The sequence below is a fragment of the Xanthomonas sp. D-36-1 genome, assembly GCF_017746155.1.
Classification (GTDB): Bacteria; Pseudomonadota; Gammaproteobacteria; order Xanthomonadales; family Xanthomonadaceae; genus Xanthomonas; species Xanthomonas cissicola.
Genome location: NZ_JAGHWR010000041.1, coordinates 1 through 16,154, shown reverse-complemented (window position 1 = coordinate 16,154; position 16,154 = coordinate 1). Strand labels below are relative to the sequence as shown.

Genomic DNA, 16,154 nt, shown 5'->3' with positions numbered 1-16,154 from the left:
GCGATGCCGGCGATGGCGCTGCGCATCGCTGCCAACTTGAAGGCGGAGCGAGGGCCAGGACCTCGAGATGACGGCTGGAGGGCTAGCAAATCGTCGCGAGCAACCGTTTGGCAATCTGCGCAGCCGCTTTGTTGGCTGTTCTTGTTCGACACGCACAGGATCGATGGAAACTTCGCCAAGTTTCAGGTCGGCACGCTGTTGCCCGTGATCGACGCAGCGCGTTGACCGATGCTGCGGCTCGCCGCTGCCGCCCTTAGCGCGGGGTGTGCGGGTTCTGCGCTGGCAACTCGGGTATCTGCATATCGGCCGACGGCGCGCCTTCGCCGGTTTCCACATAGCGTTTGAGGCTGCTGCCGAGAAAGAAACGCCAGCCCCGCGCGCAGGCCTCCCTGCACGGCGAATCGCGGTAGCCGGACTGCACGAAATCCACCTGCGTGCCCTGGCTGATGGAGCGCAGTTCAAAACGCATTACCGTGCCTTTCCAGGCATCGGTGTCGAGCATGTTGGAGTCGTGGCAGCGCCAGCACACCAGTTGGTGATCGGCGCCTTCGTCGATACTCAGTTCCACGCGCCAGCCCTGCCGGCTCCAGTCCAGGCGCACCAGATCGTCGGCCAGGCTCACTTCGCGGGTCCACCAACGCGCAAGCTGCCTGGGCTCGGACAACGCAGCGGAGACCACTTCCGGCGCGGCGGCAATGACGATGCTGTGGCGGATATCGCAATTCATCTGGTGAGCATTCGCTGCCTGGACGCCGATGATTGCCGCATTTTAACAGCCAATTGCGCTGCAGGCCCAACAGGGTCCAGTTCGCTTGTGCGGCACTCACATCGCGCTGGGTACCATCGGCCAGGTCCCAACCATGATGAGCAGGCATGACAACGCTTCCGATACCGGTGATGGACGCTGCTGCGCAGCGCGATCTGGCCACGGCCCACGCATTGCTGGAAAACCCCGGCGTGGCAGCGCAACTGGCCAATGCGCTGGGCGCGCCGATCGAGAGCCTGATCACCAAACGGCTTCCCAAGGTGGTGACCCGCAGCATCGACGGCGTGACCCGTCGCGCACTGCAGGTGGCGATGAAATCGGGGTTGCTGAGCCTGCGCGGCAAGGCCGATGCGCAGCAACCGGCATCCACGACGCGGCATACGTTGGCGGTGGCGGTTTCCGGCGGCGCAGGCGGGTTCTTCGGCCTGCCGGGCTTGATGGTGGAGCTGCCGGTGACCACGACGGTGATGCTGCGCTCCATCGCCGATATCGCCCGTGCCGAAGGCGAATCGCTGCACGACCCGGAAACCGCGCTGGCGTGCCTGGAAGTGCTGGCGCATGGCGGGCGCAGTGCCAGCGACGACGGCGCAGAATCGGGCTATTTCGCGGTGCGTGCGGCGATGGCGCAGCAATTGAGCGCCGCGGCCAGCTACGTGGCCGCGCACGGCTTCGCCAGCAAGGGTGCACCGGCGCTGGTCTCGCTGGTCTCGCGCATCGCGGCGAAGTTTTCGGTCAACGTGGGCGAAAAACTCGCCGTACAGGCGGTGCCGCTGGTCGGCGCGGTCAGCGGCGCCACGCTCAATACCGTGTTCATGCGCCATTTCCAGGCGATGGCGCGCGGACATTTCATCGTGCGTCGGCTGGAGCGTCGCTTCGGCGAAAAGGCGGTGCGGCGTGCGTATGAGGCCTTGCCGCCGCGGTGATGCGTACCGCTGCATGCGAAGGTCAGGATGAGCGAGGTCGTCGTGCAGTGGGTGCCGCAGCCATCGGCGACGCCCGCTCAACGCAATGCGCTGCGGGCACCAGGTCGCGGCATCCTGTTCACCGAACGGTTGCTGCCGAGCAATCGGTGCGCGCGATAATCGCCGCAACCACGACAGATGCCGATGATGCCCAAACCGTTTTCGCCAGCGTCCGCGCGTAACCGCGACCCGATTCTCGAGGTGTTGCGCACGCATTTTGCCGACCGGCAGCAAGTGCTGGAAATCGGTGCGGGCACCGGACAACACGCGGTGCATTTCGCTGCGGCGATGCCGTGGTTGCAGTGGCAGGCCAGCGATCACCTCGAGCATCTTGCTGGCATGCGGCAATGGCTGGACGAGGCGGCACTGCCGAACACGCCGCCACCGATTCCGTTGCAGGCCGTGCCCATGCCCACACCCGGGCTTGCACCGCCGCCCAGCCTGCCGGTGCTGCGTGACGGCCAGCGCGGCTTCGATGCGATCTACAGCGCCAATACCTTGCACATCATGGGCTGGCCGCAGGTGCAGGCCTTGTTTGCCGGATTGCCGGCGGTGATGGCGCCCGATGCAGTGCTGGCGATCTACGGGCCATTCAATCGCAATGGGCAATTCACCAGCGGCAGCAATCGCGCCTTCGACACCATGCTGCGCGAGCGCGACCGTGCCTCGGGTCTTCGCGATGCGGAAGCAGTGGATGCATTGGCGGCGTCGGTGGGATTGCAGTTGATCGACGATGTCGCGTTGCCGGCCAACAATCATTGCAGGGTGTGGCGGCGCGTGACGGTGGCGAATTGAATCGCCGGCACTGCTGAGCGTAGTGGATGGGCATGTTGTTGGGTCGGCGCAAAGTCTCACCGCGTAGCCTGCGCATGCGCGTGCGGAGGCCAACGCGCATGCGTAATGCGATGCGCAAATGACGCACCGGCAAGCCGTCTGCTCCGAATCGCATCGCGAGGTTCAAGACCACGCGCGTCTCTGTGCAGCAGGCTATTCCGCCCTGGCAACGTCAATCTGCAACGCTGCCTTTCCTACGTTCAAGCGCTTGTTACGGCAGCCGTTGCGAAGGTCGCCTCCGCTCAAACCACCACAGCGCCGCGGCCGCGCTGAGCCAGGCCAGCAGCCACGGCCAGCGCGCGCCGGGTTGTGTAGCAGGTGTGGCGAAGGGGGCGAAGGAAGTGCCGCCTGTCAGCGCAATGGTCGCTGCGCGCAGTTGCTGGGCGTACATGGCTTGCGCGTCGTTAGGCGCGCGGACATAGAGCCAGCGGTGCGTGCTGCTGCTATCCAGGCGATGCCAGCCGGGGGTTGTTGGCCAGTAGCCGGCACAACGCGGCCCGTCGCCATTGCGCTCCGGCAGTAATGGGTGGCGAGCCCGGTCAGGGTCGGTCACCCAGGCGTCGGCGCGCAGGTCGCACAGGGTCATGCGTTGTTGCGACCAGCCGTCCTGCACCGGGGTGGGCAGCGCACCGCCCGGGCGGGCGACGGCGGCAGACAACTGCGCCCAGAGCGCGGCATGCAGATCGCTGCGGCCGGCCAGCACCAGCGCGAAGCTGTCTTCGACCAGTCCGATGCCGATGCGCCCGCGGCCCTGGGCGCGCCACCAGCCCAGGGCGCTGCCATCGTCGGCGCGGGCGGCGACCAGGGCGTCGGTGGCTTGCGGTTGCAGGTCGCGACGTTGCAGCGGCGCCAGCGTCGGGGCGTCGCCAGGGCCGCTAGCAGGATCGGCCGCTGCGACCGGCGGCGAGAGCCGCTGCGGTGCGGGCACCGGGCTGCTGGTGCCGCCGCCGATGATGGCAAGGCCCAGCTCGGCCAGGGCGGCGCGGGTGCCGGCATCCAGCGGCCCGTCGGTGCGCACCAGCACGCCCAGGCCGCGCTGGATCGCCGCGCGCAGGGTCTGGCGCTGCGCAGGGCCCAGCGCCACCAGGCGGCGCGGGTCGACGATCAGCAGGTCGAGCCGGTCCAGGCTGGCCGCATCCAGCGCGGCGCCCTCGCCGAGCTGCACCCCGGGGCCGACCGCGATCTGGCTACGCACCTCCAGCCCGGCATCGCTGGCCCAGCGGCGCAGGTACTTCAGTTCCGGCTGCGGCGCGCCGGCCAGGAGCAGCACACGCGCTGTCGGCATGGCAGCGATCAGCACCGGCACCTCCACGCGGCTGCGTTCTGCACCGGCGGCATCGCGTGCACGCACGGCGAACAGCACCTGGCCCGGCGCGCGCGCCAGGCCACGCAGGCGCATGCGGCCGGCGCGATCGGCCACGGCGCTGTCCACGACCTGCCCGGCCGGATCGAGCAGTTCCACGTGCGCGTCGGGAAGGCCTTGCACTTGCGCGGCCACCGCAATGGTGTCGCCCGGGGACACTGGTGGCGGTGGCCAGACCGCAACCAGGCCGCGTGGGGCGGGATTGAGCTTCAGTCGCAGCGGAATGTTCAGGCCCTCACGGTCGCGGGCGGGCAGGCCGCTGCCATGCACGACCAGCGCCGTGGTCCCGGGTGCGCGCCGCAGTGCGGTGGCCAGGTCCGGCACACGCATCACGCCCGGTAATGCGGGTGCTTCGGGCAAGGCGACCCAGCGCGCCAGGTCGCCCGTGGAAACCTGCCCGGCGGCGGTGCCGGCGGTGGCGACATGTAGTTCGCCACCGGTACCGGCGCGTGGCGGGGGCAGCAGCACCGGATAGAGCAATGCAGCGAGCAACGGTTGGGCGGCGAGCAGCAGCCAGAGCCGGGTGCGTAAATACGGTTGCCGTTGGTGCGCCCGCACCAGGCGCATGCAGCCGATGATGGCGATCAGCAGCAATGCCGCGCCGACCAACCAGGGCGAGGAGAGCGTCATCGTTGGCGCTCCCGGCGCAATGCATCCAGAGAGCGCCCGTCGTGCAGCGTTGGCGATGCGGACCGCGCGCACGCCAGCGGACCGCTTGCTGCCATGTCTACAGACGACACCGGTCCGAACGACCGGTGCACCGGAAGAAGGCGGATCAGGGTGGGACTCACGGCGGGGTCTCCTGCCGCAGCGCATCCAGGTAGCGCTGGCCGCGCGGGTCGGGCGCGGCGCGGCGGTGTGGTGCTGCCGGCGGGGCGAGCAGGGTGCGCCAGACCTGGGCGCGAAGCTGGGCGCGGCAACGGGCACAATCGGGTTCGGCGCGCAGGGTTTCCACGGCGGCGGCCAGGCCCAGCGGGTCGTGCAGGCTGTCTTGCTTGGTCTGCAGCCACTGTGCGTAACGGGCCAGGGTGGCGTCGGGCACTGGGGCCGCCTCGCCCAACGCATCCCACAGCTGCAGCGCGGACGGGTCCGGGTCCGGGCGGGTGTCCAGCCCGGCGGCGCGGTCGCCCAGGCCGGCGCGATCGCCGCTCAGACGCCGGCTGGGGTCGATCGGCGGCAATTGCGCGCCCACGCGCGCCAGGTAGATGCGTTCGGCCTGCTGCACCTGTTTGATGAAGCCCAGCGCCTTGTTGGCGTACGGCAGCGCGCGCTCGGGGTGGCCCTGACGCAGCTCGCCTTCGGATTGCCACATCTGGTCCAGCGCGGCGCGCAGCAGGGCGCGGGTCTGCGGGTCGAGCAGGGTGGCGGCTTCGGCGTGGTCGTGGGTATGGCCGAATTCGGCCAGCACGTTTTCCGCCTGGCCGAAGCGGCTGCGCTCGGGCCGGCCGTCGCTGCCGCCGTGATCGTGGTCGTGGTCGTCGTCCAGTGCGGCAGCGCCGGGTGCGGCGGCGTGGGCGTCATGAGCGTGATCGTCGTGGTCATGCCCGGCGTGCGTGTTCGAAGCGGCGGGCGCGCCTGGCGCATCGGCGGTGGGCAACTCGTCGGCCGGGGCGTCGCTGGTGGGCGGCGCGTCGGCAGTCGGCGGCCCTTGCGGCGCGCCCTCGCTTTCCTCGCCCAGGAACTGGCCGTAGCGCAGCCGCAGCAGGCGCTGGTCCACGCCGATGGCGTCCGAGCGCTTGAGGAAGGTGGCCGCGTCCAGGCGCGGTTTCTCCTTCAGTAGCGCTTCGGCGTCGATGATGATCTGGCGCTGGCTGCGGAAGTAGGCCGGCAAGGTCTGCTTGACGCTGGCTTCCAGGCCGGCGGCCATGGTCTGTTCGGGCGGCGGCCAGCGCAGGATCACGCTGGCGCTGCGGCCTTCCTGCGGGCCCGGCTGGCGGCTGTCGTGGACGATGAGCTGGGCAATCAGGTCGTCGCCCGCGGCCATGCCCAGCGCGTGCGGCTCCAGGGTGATGGCGAAGCTGCGTTGCCTGGCCGGGCCACTGCCGGTCAGCGTGCGGCGCTGGGTGCTGAAGGTGATGTTTTCGCCGCTGCCCTGGGCCAGGGTGAGGCGCAGCTCGGCGCTGGTGGCCACCGCGTAGTCGTCGCTGGCCTCGAAGCGTAGCGTCCAGGTGCGGGCGGCCGGGGACCACAGCACCAGGCTCTGCTCGGGCGCAAGCACGCGCACCTGCGGTGGGCGGTCGGGCAGCACGTCCAGCCGATGCAGCTGGCGGTCGGCCGGCGCGCCGTCGATGAGGATGCGGTACAGGCTGGCGCGCTCGGCGACCCAGTGGCCCTGCCAGATATCGCCACTGCCTTGCCGGGCCAGCGCGATGGTGCTGCCGTCGGTGAGCCGCAGGGCCACGCTGCGCGGCGCCGGGCCGACCTGCAGTTGCCAGTCCAGCCGGGTGCCGGCCGGCACTTTCGCATCCAGGCCGGGCAGGCGCGCGGCGGGCAGAGCGGTGTAGGCCGGCGGGCTGCTGCGCAGCTGCGCCTGCCGCAGCGTGGGCGCGCCGCTGCTGGCACGCGCGGCGGCCACGCGGTCGGCCGGCAGCGTACGTTGGGGGGCCGGATGTGGCCACAGCGCCAGCGCGGCGCAGGCGAGCACACCCAGCACGCTCCAGGGCCAGGCGCGGCGCCACGGCCAGGCCGGGCGCAGATCGCGTGGGCTGCTGCGCAGGCGCTGCTCCAGCCGTTGCCGTTGCAGGGTCTGCAGCGGACCGAGCCGGGCGGCCGGGGCGAACAGCAAATCGCTGCTGTCTTCCAGGTCTGCATCGCGATCCAGCCGGCGGATCAGCCAGCTCTGGTCGAGCCGCCGCGCGGCCAGCAGCGCCACGCCGCCCAGTGCCAGCAGGCCCAGAAGCAGCAGCGCCACCGCGGTTGCCTGCGCACCGGCGCGCCATGCCAGCGCCGCCGGCACCGCTGCCAGCGGCAGCCCGAACAGCAGCACGCTTGCGGCCTGTCGCCGCCGTGCTGCCTGCCACGCCCGCTGCAGTGCCGGCGTGCTCATGCGGGAGTGGCCCGGCGCGGCGCGGTGGCCAGCCAGCGTTCGAGCGCGAACAGCAGCAGCACCAGGCCGATCAGCCACGGCGCCAGCGGCCACGGTGCGGTGCTCAGGCGGCTGGCGGCACCGCGTTGCGGTTGCTGGGTCTGCGCCAGCGCGCGCTGCGGTGTGGGCAGCGGCTGCAGGGCGTCGTGCAGGCGGGTGGGGAAATCGGCATCCAGCAGCGCCGGCAGTTGCTGCGGCTGCAGCGGTGCGGCCCAGCGCAACACGCGTCCGCGGCCGCGCGCTGCGGCATCGAGCAATGGCTCGCCCGACGTAGCCTGTTGCACGGGCTGCAGCGTCGCGGCGAGGTTGGGCGGGAGGGGTGTCTGCGCATCCAGCACCAGCTGCCCACCGGCTGCGACCCAGGCCATCACCGGCGCCGGCGGGGCACTGCGCGAGAGCCATGCCACCACGGTGCCGGGCTGCCAGCGCGAAGGCTGCGCATCGGCCGGCGTGCCCACCGGCAAGCTGCCCGGCAGCGCCCAGGCGGCATGCACGCCGCGCAGATAGCGCAGGGCCGGCGCGGCGCTGTCGTCGGCAATCGCCTGCAGGCGCAGCGGCGCGGCAGCGGCGGGCGCCGCAAGCGGCGACTGGCCGGGCACGACCTGCCACCGCACCTGATGCGACAGCTGCAGCCGTTGCGCATCCAGCGGGCCCCACTGGGACGGCACGATCACGCTGAGCGCCGCATCTGGCGGCAGGCTGGCATCGAGCTCGCGCAACAGGCTGGAGACCGGTTGCGTCGCGCCCGCAGGCGTGGCGAGAGTCTTGGGGGTCTCGGCATAGGCATCGGCATCGACCGGAGGGAAGCCCGGCGCCAGCCATACCCAGTGCGCGTCCGCGGCGTGGCTCAGCTGGCGTGCGGCGGCCACATCCACCCCTGGGCTGAGCGCAATGCGTGGGCGAACATCGTCATGATCGCGCACGGCCGGTTCGGCCAGCAGCAGCGCCACGGCGGCCAGCAGCAGCAAGCGCACCAGCAGCAGCGGCCATTCGTCCAAACGCACGCGGTGGCGTGGGCGCGGTATCGCACGCAACCAGCGCAACGCGGCGAAGTCGGTCGGCCGGTGTTCGCTGCGCCGGGCCAGATGGATCAGCAAGGGCAGCAGCAACGCGGCCAGCGCGGCCAGGCCGGCGGGGAAAAGCAACAGCAAGTTCATCGCGGCACCCGCTTGGCGACATGCTCGCGGCCGACCTGCCAGCTCATCGCTGCGCGCCTTGCCCGAACAACTGGCGCAACGCCGCGTCGGGTGCAGCGTCCAGATGATGCAGTGCATGTGCGATGCCGGCGGCCCGCCAGCGCGCCTGTTGCGCGCGCTGTGCAGCACCGAAGCGTTGCAAATACTCGGCGCGCATGGCCGCGCCATCGCCCAGCAATTCTTCGCCGGTTTCCGGATCGCGAAACCGGTGCCCGCCGCTGAAATCGAAATCGCGTTCGTCGCGGGTCAGTACCTGCAGTTGCATGACCTCGCGGCGCGCGGCGGCGAGTTTTTCCAGTGCAGCGTTGAGTTCTTCGTCGAAGCCATCGCCGATCGACAGCACTAGCGCATGCGTGGCGATGCGTTCCCACAGCGGGCGCACGGCGGCCATGCCCGGCCAACGCCCCCCGGCGCGCAATCCATGCAGGGCCAGCCATAGCCGGTCGCGTTGCCGCGGCCCGGCGCCGGCCGGCACTGCCACCAGCCCGCCGCCGTGTACCGCGAACAGGCCGACCTGATCGCCCTGCTGCAGCGCGATTTCTGCAGCGCAGGCGGCCAGCGTCGCCATCGCCTGCAGGCGCGTGCCGCCGGGGCGCGCGTGATCGGCCTGGCCGGCGGAGGCAGTGGCATCGAGCAACAACCACAGCGTCAGCGGGCTTTCGCGCTCGGCTTCGCGCACGAAGAAGCGGTCCGAGCGCGCGTAGAGCTTCCAGTCGATCTGGCGCAGCGCATCGCCCGGTTCATAGGCGCGGTATTGCGCGAATTCCAGCCCGGCGCCGCGGCTGCGGCTGGCGTGTTGGCCGATGCCGTGCGCACCCTGTGCGTGACGCGCACGCAGCTGCAGACCACGCAGGCGGCTGCGCACGTCGCTGGGAATCAATGCCGGCACGTCCACACTCACGCCGCGCTAGGCCTCACGCCGGAAATGGCACGGCACGCAGCAATGCGGCGACCACGTCGTCGGCTGTGCGTTGTTCGGCCTCGGCCGCAAACGAGAGCAACAGGCGGTGGCGCATGACCGGCGCCGCAAGCGCCACCACGTCTTCGCGGGTGGCTGCAAAGCGGCCGTGCAGCAGTGCGCGCGCCTTGGACGCCAGCACCAGCGACTGCCCCGCACGTGGGCCGGCGCCCCATTTGATCCACTGGCGCACCTCGTCGCTGGCCTGCGGGCCGGGACGGCTGGCACGCACCAGGCGGTTGATCCAGGTCAGCAACTCCGCGCCCACATGCACTTGCCGCACGTGCTGCTGCAGCGCCTGCACGCTGGCCGCGTCCATCACCTTGGGCACCTGCGCGCTTGCGCTGCCGGTGGTCTGGCTGAGGATGTCGCGCTCTTCCTGTTCGCTGGGGTAACCCACGCGCACATGCAGCAGGAAGCGATCCAGCTGCGCTTCCGGCAACGGGTAGGTGCCGGCCTGTTCAATCGGGTTCTGCGTGGCCAGCACGAAGAACGGTGCCGGCAGCGCATAGGTGGTGCCGGCATAGCTGACGGTGCGTTCGCTCATCGCTTCCAGCAATGCGGCCTGCGTCTTGGGCGGGGTGCGGTTGAGTTCGTCGGCCAGCAGCAGGTTGGTAAAGATCGGCCCCTGCTGAAAGCGGAAATGCCGATGCCCGGTGCCGTGGTCTTCTTCCAGCAACTCGGTGCCCAGGATGTCGCTGGGCATCAAGTCGGGCGTGAACTGCACGCGGCGAAACTGCAGTTCCAGCGCCTGCCCCAGCGAGCGCACCAGCAGCGTCTTGCCCAGGCCAGGCGCGCCTTCCAGCAGGCAATGGCCGCCGGCGAGCAGGCCGATCAGCAATTGCTCCACCACCGCGTCCTGGCCCACCACCGCCTGGGCCAGGGCCGCGCGCAACGTGCCCAGCTGGGCACGTTGCGCGGCGAGGATGTCGTGGTTGGGGGCGTTCATACGGGAGATCTCGTTGGATGGCTGCTGATGTAGGAGCGCGCCTGCGCGCGATGCTTCACAGATACATTTTCATCGCGTGCGAGCGTGCTCCTGCAGGGCGATCGACATGCCGCGATCAATTGGTCAACGCATACATCACGATGTTCACGGCGAACTTGGTGTTGTCTTCGGCCAGAAAACGCTTGTTGCGCCAGTCGTAATCCCATTCGCAGCCGTAATCCTTGTTGCTGTATAGCACCCCGAGGCGGCCATCGATGCTGATGCCCTTGAGATAGTCGTGCACCAGATCGTCGCCCCAGCCATTGAGCTCGAAACCGGTTGCCGGCGGGCCATCGGGGAAGGCGAAGAAGGCGCTGTAGAGCCGATGGTTCTTGGGCAGTTTCTGCAGCGCGCTCTTGCCGAAGATCGAGGTCATTTGCGCTTCGAACGAAGTGGCGAACAAACCATCGATATCGTGGTTGCAATCGTCCACGAACACGAAGCCGCCGTTGCGCACATAGCGCTCGAAATTGCGCCGCTCGGCCGGGTTGAACTCCACCAGCTTGTGCCCGGACAGATAGCAGAACGGCGCCTGCAACATGCGGGGGTCGGCCAGATCCAGCACATGTTCCTGCGGATCCACGCGCAGCTGGGTGTAGTCGATCAACGAGGTGATCAGGTTGGACGGCATGCGCGCATCCACATCCCAATCGCCGGAGTCGTAGCGCAACCGGGTAAACCAGAAATCGTAAGCCCCGGCCGCACGTGCTTGCCGCGGCAGCGCCAACGCCAACGTGGAGACGCTGCCGAGCAGCAGGCCAAGGAAACGACGGCGCGATGTCGTCGCTGGGAGGGAACCGGGAACCGGAAGCACTGGTGAACGCTCAGGTTGAGTGGAGCGGCTCCCGCTCTCCCATTCCCGATTCCCCACTCCCAATTCCCGGCCCTCAGTCACACCGCATCCGACAACGAGGTAAACGTGAAGTCGCGTAGCCGCATCGGCGGAATCATCATCACGAAGTTGGATTCGTCGCCGGCCACGCGCACCGGCTTGCCCAACTCGTCGATGTTGTTGAGCATGATCACCGGCGATTCGTTGAAGCGGAAGTTCTTCACCGGGTACTTGATCTGGCCGTTCTCGATGTAGAAGGTGCCGTCGCGGGTGAGCCCGGTCAGCAGCACCGTCTGCGGGTCGACCATGCGGATGTACCAGGTCCGCGTGACCAGGATGCCCTTCTCGGTGCCGCGCACCAGCTCGGCGATGTTCTTCTCGCCACCGGCCATCAACAGATTGCCTGGTTCGCCGACCGCGCGCTTGCCGTTCTTCTGTGCCCAGAAGCGCGAATACTGCAGGTTGGCGATCTTGCCGTTTTCCACGATGGCCATCTTTTCGCGCGGCAGGCCTTCTTCGTCCCACGGCATCACCGCCGCACGCGGATCCCACGGATCGGCGGTGATGTTCACGCGCGGGTCGTAGACCTGCTCGCCCAGCTTGTTGCCGCCGCCTTTCTTGGACAGGAAGCTGCGCCCCTCATCGGCGCGGCGTGCGTCGAAGAAATTCATCATGAAGGAAATCAGCCCCGCTGCCGCGGCCGGCTCCAGGATCACGGTGTACTTGCCCGGCTCCAGCGCCTTGGCGTCGGCCGAATCGCTGGCCTTGCGCATCGCAATGCGGATGTCCTGCTCGGCCTTGAAGTCGGCGGCGTCTTTCAGATTGCGGCCCACCCAGCCCGAGCCGCGGCCGTCTTCGGTACGCACGGTGCAGGTGTAGTCGAAGCGCGCACCGCGCTGGTAACCGAAATTGCCCTTGCTGTTGGCGAATGCGGTAAAGCTCTGGCCATCTTCCAGGAAGCCTGCGGCGATCAGGCCCTTGCCCTTGCACGGGGCGATCGAATCGGCCGCCACCTGCGCGCGGAACGCCGGGTCCACCGCTGCGGTGGATTCGCTGAAGGTGGGGCTGGGTTTGTAGGTCTGCTTGTCGACCGCCGGCATGAATTCCGGATTTTCCGGAGCCAGCCGCGCCAGGTCTTCGGCGCGACGCACCACCCGTTCCAGCGAGGCGTCGTCGAACTCGTTGATCGTGGCAACGCCCACGCGCTTGCCGAACGCCACCTGCACCTGCAGGTCGGTGTTGTCGACGATGCCGCTGGTGGAGACGTTGTTGAGCGCAAAACGGATATTGCCGTCGATCGAGCCGGTGAGCGTGGCGGTGCACTCGTCGGCCTTGGACAGCTTGATGACCTTGTCCAGAATGGCCTTGGCCTGCGCTTCGGTAAGGATGCTCATGTGGGTTTCTCCTGTCAGCCGAGCGAGCGGGCGGTGCTGATGACGTTGATGCCATCGAAGCGGGCGGTGGACGAACCGTGCGAGACCGCCGAGACCTGGCTCGGCTGGCCCTTGCCGTCGAAGAACGAACCGCCCAGGCGGTAGTCACGCTGGTCGGCCACGGCGCTGCAGGCGTTCCAGAATTCCGGCGTGCGGATCTGGTAGGCCACGTCTTCGAGCATGCGGGTGATGGCGCCGTTCTTAATTTCGTAGAACAGCTGGCCACCGAACTGCGCGTTGTAACGCTGCTGGTCGATCGAGAACGAGCCATCGCCGATGATGTAGATGCCGTTTTCCACGTTCTTGATCAGATCGCTCACGCTCAGCGGCGTCTTGCCGGCGGCCAGCGACACGTTGGCCATGCGCTGGAACTGCACGCTCGACCACGAGTCGGCATAGCAACAGCCATCGGAGGCGGTCTTGCCCAGAATATGCGCCTGATCGCGGATGGCCTGGTAGTCCACCAGCTTGCCGTCGCGGATCAGGTCCCACTGCTTGGTCTTGACGCCTTCATCGTCGTAGCCCACCGCGCCGAGGCTGCCTGCCTGCGTCTTGTCGGCCAGGATATGCACCTTGTCGCTGCCGTACTGGAAACCGGCCTTGAGCTTGTCCAGTGTGGCGAAGCTGGTGCCGGCGTAATTGGCTTCGTAGCCGAGTACGCGGTCCAGCTCCAGCGGGTGACCGATCGACTCGTGGATGGTGAGCCAGGTGTGCGAGGGATCCAGCACCAGGTCGTACTTGCCGGGCTTGACCGAGGGCGCCTTGAGCTTTTCCTGCGCCTGTTTGGCCGCCGCAATCGCGTCTTCCTTCATGTCGTACGACAAGCCGTAATTGACCACGCCGTTGGGCGAGACGAACTTGCCGGACGCGGCGCCATCGAGATATTCGTAGCCCAGCCCCATCGGCGCGGACAACCCGTCGCGGGTGCGGAACTTGCCGCTGGCCTTGTCGATGGCGGTCACGCTCATCGGCGCCCAGATGCGGTGCACGTCCTGGTCGATGTAGGAGCCGTCGGTGCTGGCGAAATACTTCTGCTCGTTGACCACGAACAGCATCGAGTTGACGAAGTTGGCGCCGGCGGCGGTGGCGGCGGCGTTGACGCCCAGCAGCAGGTCCACCTTGTCCTTGATCGGCACGTCCATCGCGTTCTTCTTGATCGGCGTCTTCCAGCTCACCTCGCCCACGCCCGGCGTCGGCGCCAGTTGCACCGGCGTGCCCTGCACCTTGGCGTTGGCCTTGGCGATCGCCGCGGCCTGCGCGGCCGCCTTGGCCACGCCCTGCTCGGTGAGCTCGTTGGTGGCGGCAAAGCCCCACGCGCCGCCCACGATGACGCGGATGCCGGCACCGATGGACTCGGTGTTGACCACGTTCTGCACCTTGTCCTCGCGGGTGATCACGAACTGGCGCAAATAGCGGCCAACGCGCACATCGCAATAGCTCGCTCCGGCCTGACGCGCCGCGTTCAAGCCGGCATCGGCCAGACGCTTCTTGCGGCCCACATCGAAGGGCGTCAGCAACTGCTCGGCGGCAATGGCCTTGCCGAAGTAGGCAGGCACGATCAGCCCGCCCATGGTCAGCACGGTGAGGGCCAGGAAATCACGTCGCTGCACGGGCAACTCCCCAATAGTCCCGCGCGGCGCGCAGGTGGTGTGGTGACACGCACATGGCTCTGCGCGCGGTATCCCCGATTCTTGCCGGGCGATAAATGCTGCGTCAAATGACTTTCGGCAGGGGTAGGTATGCAGACTTGGTCCGTATGAGCCAGTGGCACTGCGGGCTTGCGCTGACGCGTGGCAAGCGCGGCTGGCGGTGTTCGATGACTGTTGCCGCGTGTTGGATGCGCAGACCGATTTCCTTCCCAGCACACGTCGAGCAAAACGCGAGCGTTCACCAAGCGATCGGTCCATCTGGTGCGGGTACCGCGCACTCGACGCTGCGGGTTGCGGCAGGGCCCTTGCCTGCCCACCCTCGCAGGACACGCTGCAAGTACGTCCTTGTAAGCTCCTTGGCGGCATCCATGCCGCCAAGGGTCCCGCGACGGTGCGCGGGCAAGGACCAGTCGAGCTGGTCGGTGTGCAGAGCTTCAATCAGGAAGCTGCTATCGGCCTGGCGCAGTATGTTGCTATTCAACAAAGTCACCAAACGAACTGTCTCGCGTGGTGTCCCGCGAGCGATGCGGGCACCGCGCACTCGACGCACTAATCGCTAAATTGCCCAGCAATTCCAACAGGGGAAATCGCAGCGTCCGATGTGATTGGTCAGCGCAACCACATCAATCGCAGCGCAGCTCATCCAACGACAATCACCCCAACGAACGTGCGGTATTGATCACATTGATGCCATCGAAGCGCGCGGTAGACGCACCATGCGACACCGCCGAGACCTGGCTCGGTTGTCCCTTGCCATCGAAGAACGAGCCACCCAGGCGGAAATCGCGTTGATCGCACACCGCGCTGCAGGCATTCCAGAATTCCGGCGTGCGGATCTGGTACGCGCCATCTTCCACCAAGCGCGTGACCTGGCCGTTTTCGATCTCGTAGAACAGCTGCCCGCCGAACTGCGCGTTATAGCGCTGCTGATCGATCGAATACGAACCGCGCCCATGGATGTACAAGCCGCGCTCCACGTTCTTGATCATCTCGGCAACCGCCAACGGCGTCTTGCCTGGCGCCAACGACACATTGGGCATGCGTTGGAACTGCACGTTCGACCAGGAATCGGCGTAGCTACAGCCATCGGACGCGGTCTTGCCGAGCAGATGCGACTGATCGCGCGTGCACTGGTAATCGACCAGGATGCCGTCCTTCACCAGCTCCCACTGCTTGGTCTTGACGCCTTCATCGTCGTACCCTACCGCACCCAAGCTGCCAGTCTGCGTTTTGTCGGCGACGAAGGTCACCGCATCGCTGCCCCAGCGGTAACCGGCATCGCGCTTGTCCAGTGTGGCGAAACTGGTGCCGGCGTAGTTGGCCTCGTAACCGAGCACACGATCGAGCTCCAGCGGGTGCCCGACCGACTCATGGATGGTGAGGAACAGATTGCTCGGGTCGATCACCAGATCGTACTTGCCTGCCTTCACCGACGGTGCGGTGAGTTTGGCGCGCGCCTGCCTGGCCGCGGCGATCGCATCTTCGCGCGCGTCGTAGCTGTGCCCGTAACCGATCAGCCCACCCGGCAGCTGGTGCTTCTGGCTGGCATCCCCATCCAGATATTCGTAGCCCATGCCCATCGGCGAGGACAGCCCGTCGCGGCTGCGGAACTTGCCGCTGGCCTTGTCCACTGCGGTGACGGTGAACGGCAGCCACAACCGGTGCACGTCCTGATCGATGTAGGAGCCATCGCTGCTGGCGAAATATTTTTGCTCGTTGATCGCAAACATGCGCGAGGCCACGAAGGTGGCGCCAGCGTTGAGCGCAGCGGCGTTGACGTCCATCAGCAGAGCCACCTTGTCCTGCAGCGGCACTCCCATGGCGTTCTTCCTGATCGGCGTCTTCCAGCTGACCTGCCCGACCGGCGTCACCGGCGCCAGCTGCACCGGCGTGCCGCCCAAGCGCGCATTCGCCTTGGCAATGGCCACCGCCTGCCGCGTGGCGGTGGCCACGCCATCGCTGGTCAACGTGTTGGTGGCCGCAAACCGGTAATCCCCCCGCCCATTAGCAGACGCCAGAAGTGGAATTTTCTCGTCCCCTTTCTCGAGGAGGTTCCATGAAGAAGTCCCGCTTTACCGACAGCCAGTT

11 protein-coding genes and 1 pseudogene are annotated in these 16,154 nt (G+C 67.7%); 2 read left to right on the top strand and 10 right to left on the bottom strand.

Annotated elements, in window-relative coordinates; translation table 11 throughout:
* Positions 1 to 253: 253 nt before the first annotated feature.
* Positions 254 to 727, bottom strand: coding sequence for an SRPBCC domain-containing protein (locus J7367_RS13045; protein ID WP_007970388.1), 474 nt, complete (start codon positions 725 to 727; stop codon positions 254 to 256).
* Between the two features lie 170 nt (positions 728 to 897).
* Here J7367_RS13045 and J7367_RS13040 point away from each other — a divergent pair, with 170 nt between their 5' ends.
* On the top strand, positions 898 to 1,689 hold the full coding sequence (locus tag J7367_RS13040; protein WP_057663559.1) for an EcsC family protein: 792 nt from the start codon (positions 898 to 900) through the stop codon (positions 1,687 to 1,689).
* Positions 1,690 to 1,866: 177 nt separating this feature from the next.
* Positions 1,867 to 2,523: a DUF938 domain-containing protein gene (locus tag J7367_RS13035; protein WP_040092218.1), complete on the top strand. Its 657-nt coding sequence runs from the start codon at positions 1,867 to 1,869 to the stop codon at positions 2,521 to 2,523.
* A gap of 250 nt (positions 2,524 to 2,773) precedes the next feature.
* On the opposite strand, the gene J7367_RS13030 is transcribed toward J7367_RS13035, so the two are convergent.
* From J7367_RS13030 to J7367_RS12990, 9 genes and pseudogenes are all read right to left on the bottom strand, one after another.
* Positions 2,774 to 4,555 carry a carboxypeptidase regulatory-like domain-containing protein gene (locus J7367_RS13030; protein ID WP_057663562.1) on the bottom strand — a complete coding sequence of 594 codons (1,782 nt, stop codon included), beginning with the start codon at positions 4,553 to 4,555 and terminating at the stop codon, positions 2,774 to 2,776.
* Between the two features lie 157 nt (positions 4,556 to 4,712).
* Entirely contained in the window at positions 4,713 to 6,971 is a 2,259-nt protein-coding gene (locus tag J7367_RS13025) for a hypothetical protein (RefSeq protein ID WP_057663565.1), read from the bottom strand.
* Positions 6,968 to 8,167: a BatA domain-containing protein gene (locus J7367_RS13020; RefSeq protein ID WP_057663568.1), complete on the bottom strand. Its 1,200-nt coding sequence runs from the start codon at positions 8,165 to 8,167 to the stop codon at positions 6,968 to 6,970. Before J7367_RS13020 ends, J7367_RS13025 begins: the two co-directional genes overlap by 4 nt.
* 43 nt (positions 8,168 to 8,210) lie before the next feature.
* Positions 8,211 to 9,107, bottom strand: coding sequence for a DUF58 domain-containing protein (locus J7367_RS13015; protein WP_057663571.1), 897 nt, complete (start codon positions 9,105 to 9,107; stop codon positions 8,211 to 8,213).
* Positions 9,108 to 9,120: 13 nt separating this feature from the next.
* The gene (locus J7367_RS13010) at positions 9,121 to 10,113 is read right to left on the bottom strand and encodes a MoxR family ATPase (protein ID WP_057663574.1); all 993 of its coding nucleotides are present in this window, start codon (positions 10,111 to 10,113) and stop codon (positions 9,121 to 9,123) included.
* 115 nt (positions 10,114 to 10,228) lie between these two features.
* On the bottom strand, positions 10,229 to 11,047 hold the full coding sequence (locus tag J7367_RS13005) for a DUF4159 domain-containing protein (protein ID WP_057663577.1): 819 nt from the start codon (positions 11,045 to 11,047) through the stop codon (positions 10,229 to 10,231).
* Entirely contained in the window at positions 11,044 to 12,378 is a 1,335-nt protein-coding gene (locus J7367_RS13000) for a TldD/PmbA family protein (protein WP_057663580.1), read from the bottom strand. Before J7367_RS13000 ends, J7367_RS13005 begins: the two co-directional genes overlap by 4 nt.
* Positions 12,379 to 12,392: 14 nt before the next feature.
* Positions 12,393 to 14,027 (bottom strand): TldD/PmbA family protein, encoded by a 1,635-nt coding sequence (locus J7367_RS12995; RefSeq protein ID WP_057663585.1) that lies wholly within the window; start codon positions 14,025 to 14,027, stop codon positions 12,393 to 12,395.
* A gap of 692 nt (positions 14,028 to 14,719) precedes the next feature.
* Positions 14,720 to 16,063 (bottom strand): annotated as a pseudogene (locus J7367_RS12990) (TldD/PmbA family protein); the annotation flags it as partial.
* Between the last annotated feature and the right edge of the window lie 91 nt (positions 16,064 to 16,154).

Bases quoted from the DNA above. Each gene is read 5' to 3' on its own strand.
- J7367_RS13025 (WP_057663565.1), bottom strand. From the start codon at position 6,971: ATGAGCACGCCGGCACTGCAGCGGGCGTGGCAGGCAGCACGGCGGCGA.
- J7367_RS13040 (WP_057663559.1), top strand. From the start codon at position 898: ATGGACGCTGCTGCGCAGCGCGATCTGGCCACGGCCCACGCATTGCTG.
- J7367_RS13035 (WP_040092218.1), top strand. From the start codon at position 1,867: ATGCCGATGATGCCCAAACCGTTTTCGCCAGCGTCCGCGCGTAACCGC.
- J7367_RS13020 (WP_057663568.1), bottom strand. From the start codon at position 8,167: ATGAACTTGCTGTTGCTTTTCCCCGCCGGCCTGGCCGCGCTGGCCGCG.
- J7367_RS13045 (WP_007970388.1), bottom strand. From the start codon at position 727: ATGAATTGCGATATCCGCCACAGCATCGTCATTGCCGCCGCGCCGGAA.
- J7367_RS13000 (WP_057663580.1), bottom strand. From the start codon at position 12,378: ATGAGCATCCTTACCGAAGCGCAGGCCAAGGCCATTCTGGACAAGGTC.
- J7367_RS13010 (WP_057663574.1), bottom strand. From the start codon at position 10,113: ATGAACGCCCCCAACCACGACATCCTCGCCGCGCAACGTGCCCAGCTG.
- J7367_RS13030 (WP_057663562.1), bottom strand. From the start codon at position 4,555: ATGACGCTCTCCTCGCCCTGGTTGGTCGGCGCGGCATTGCTGCTGATC.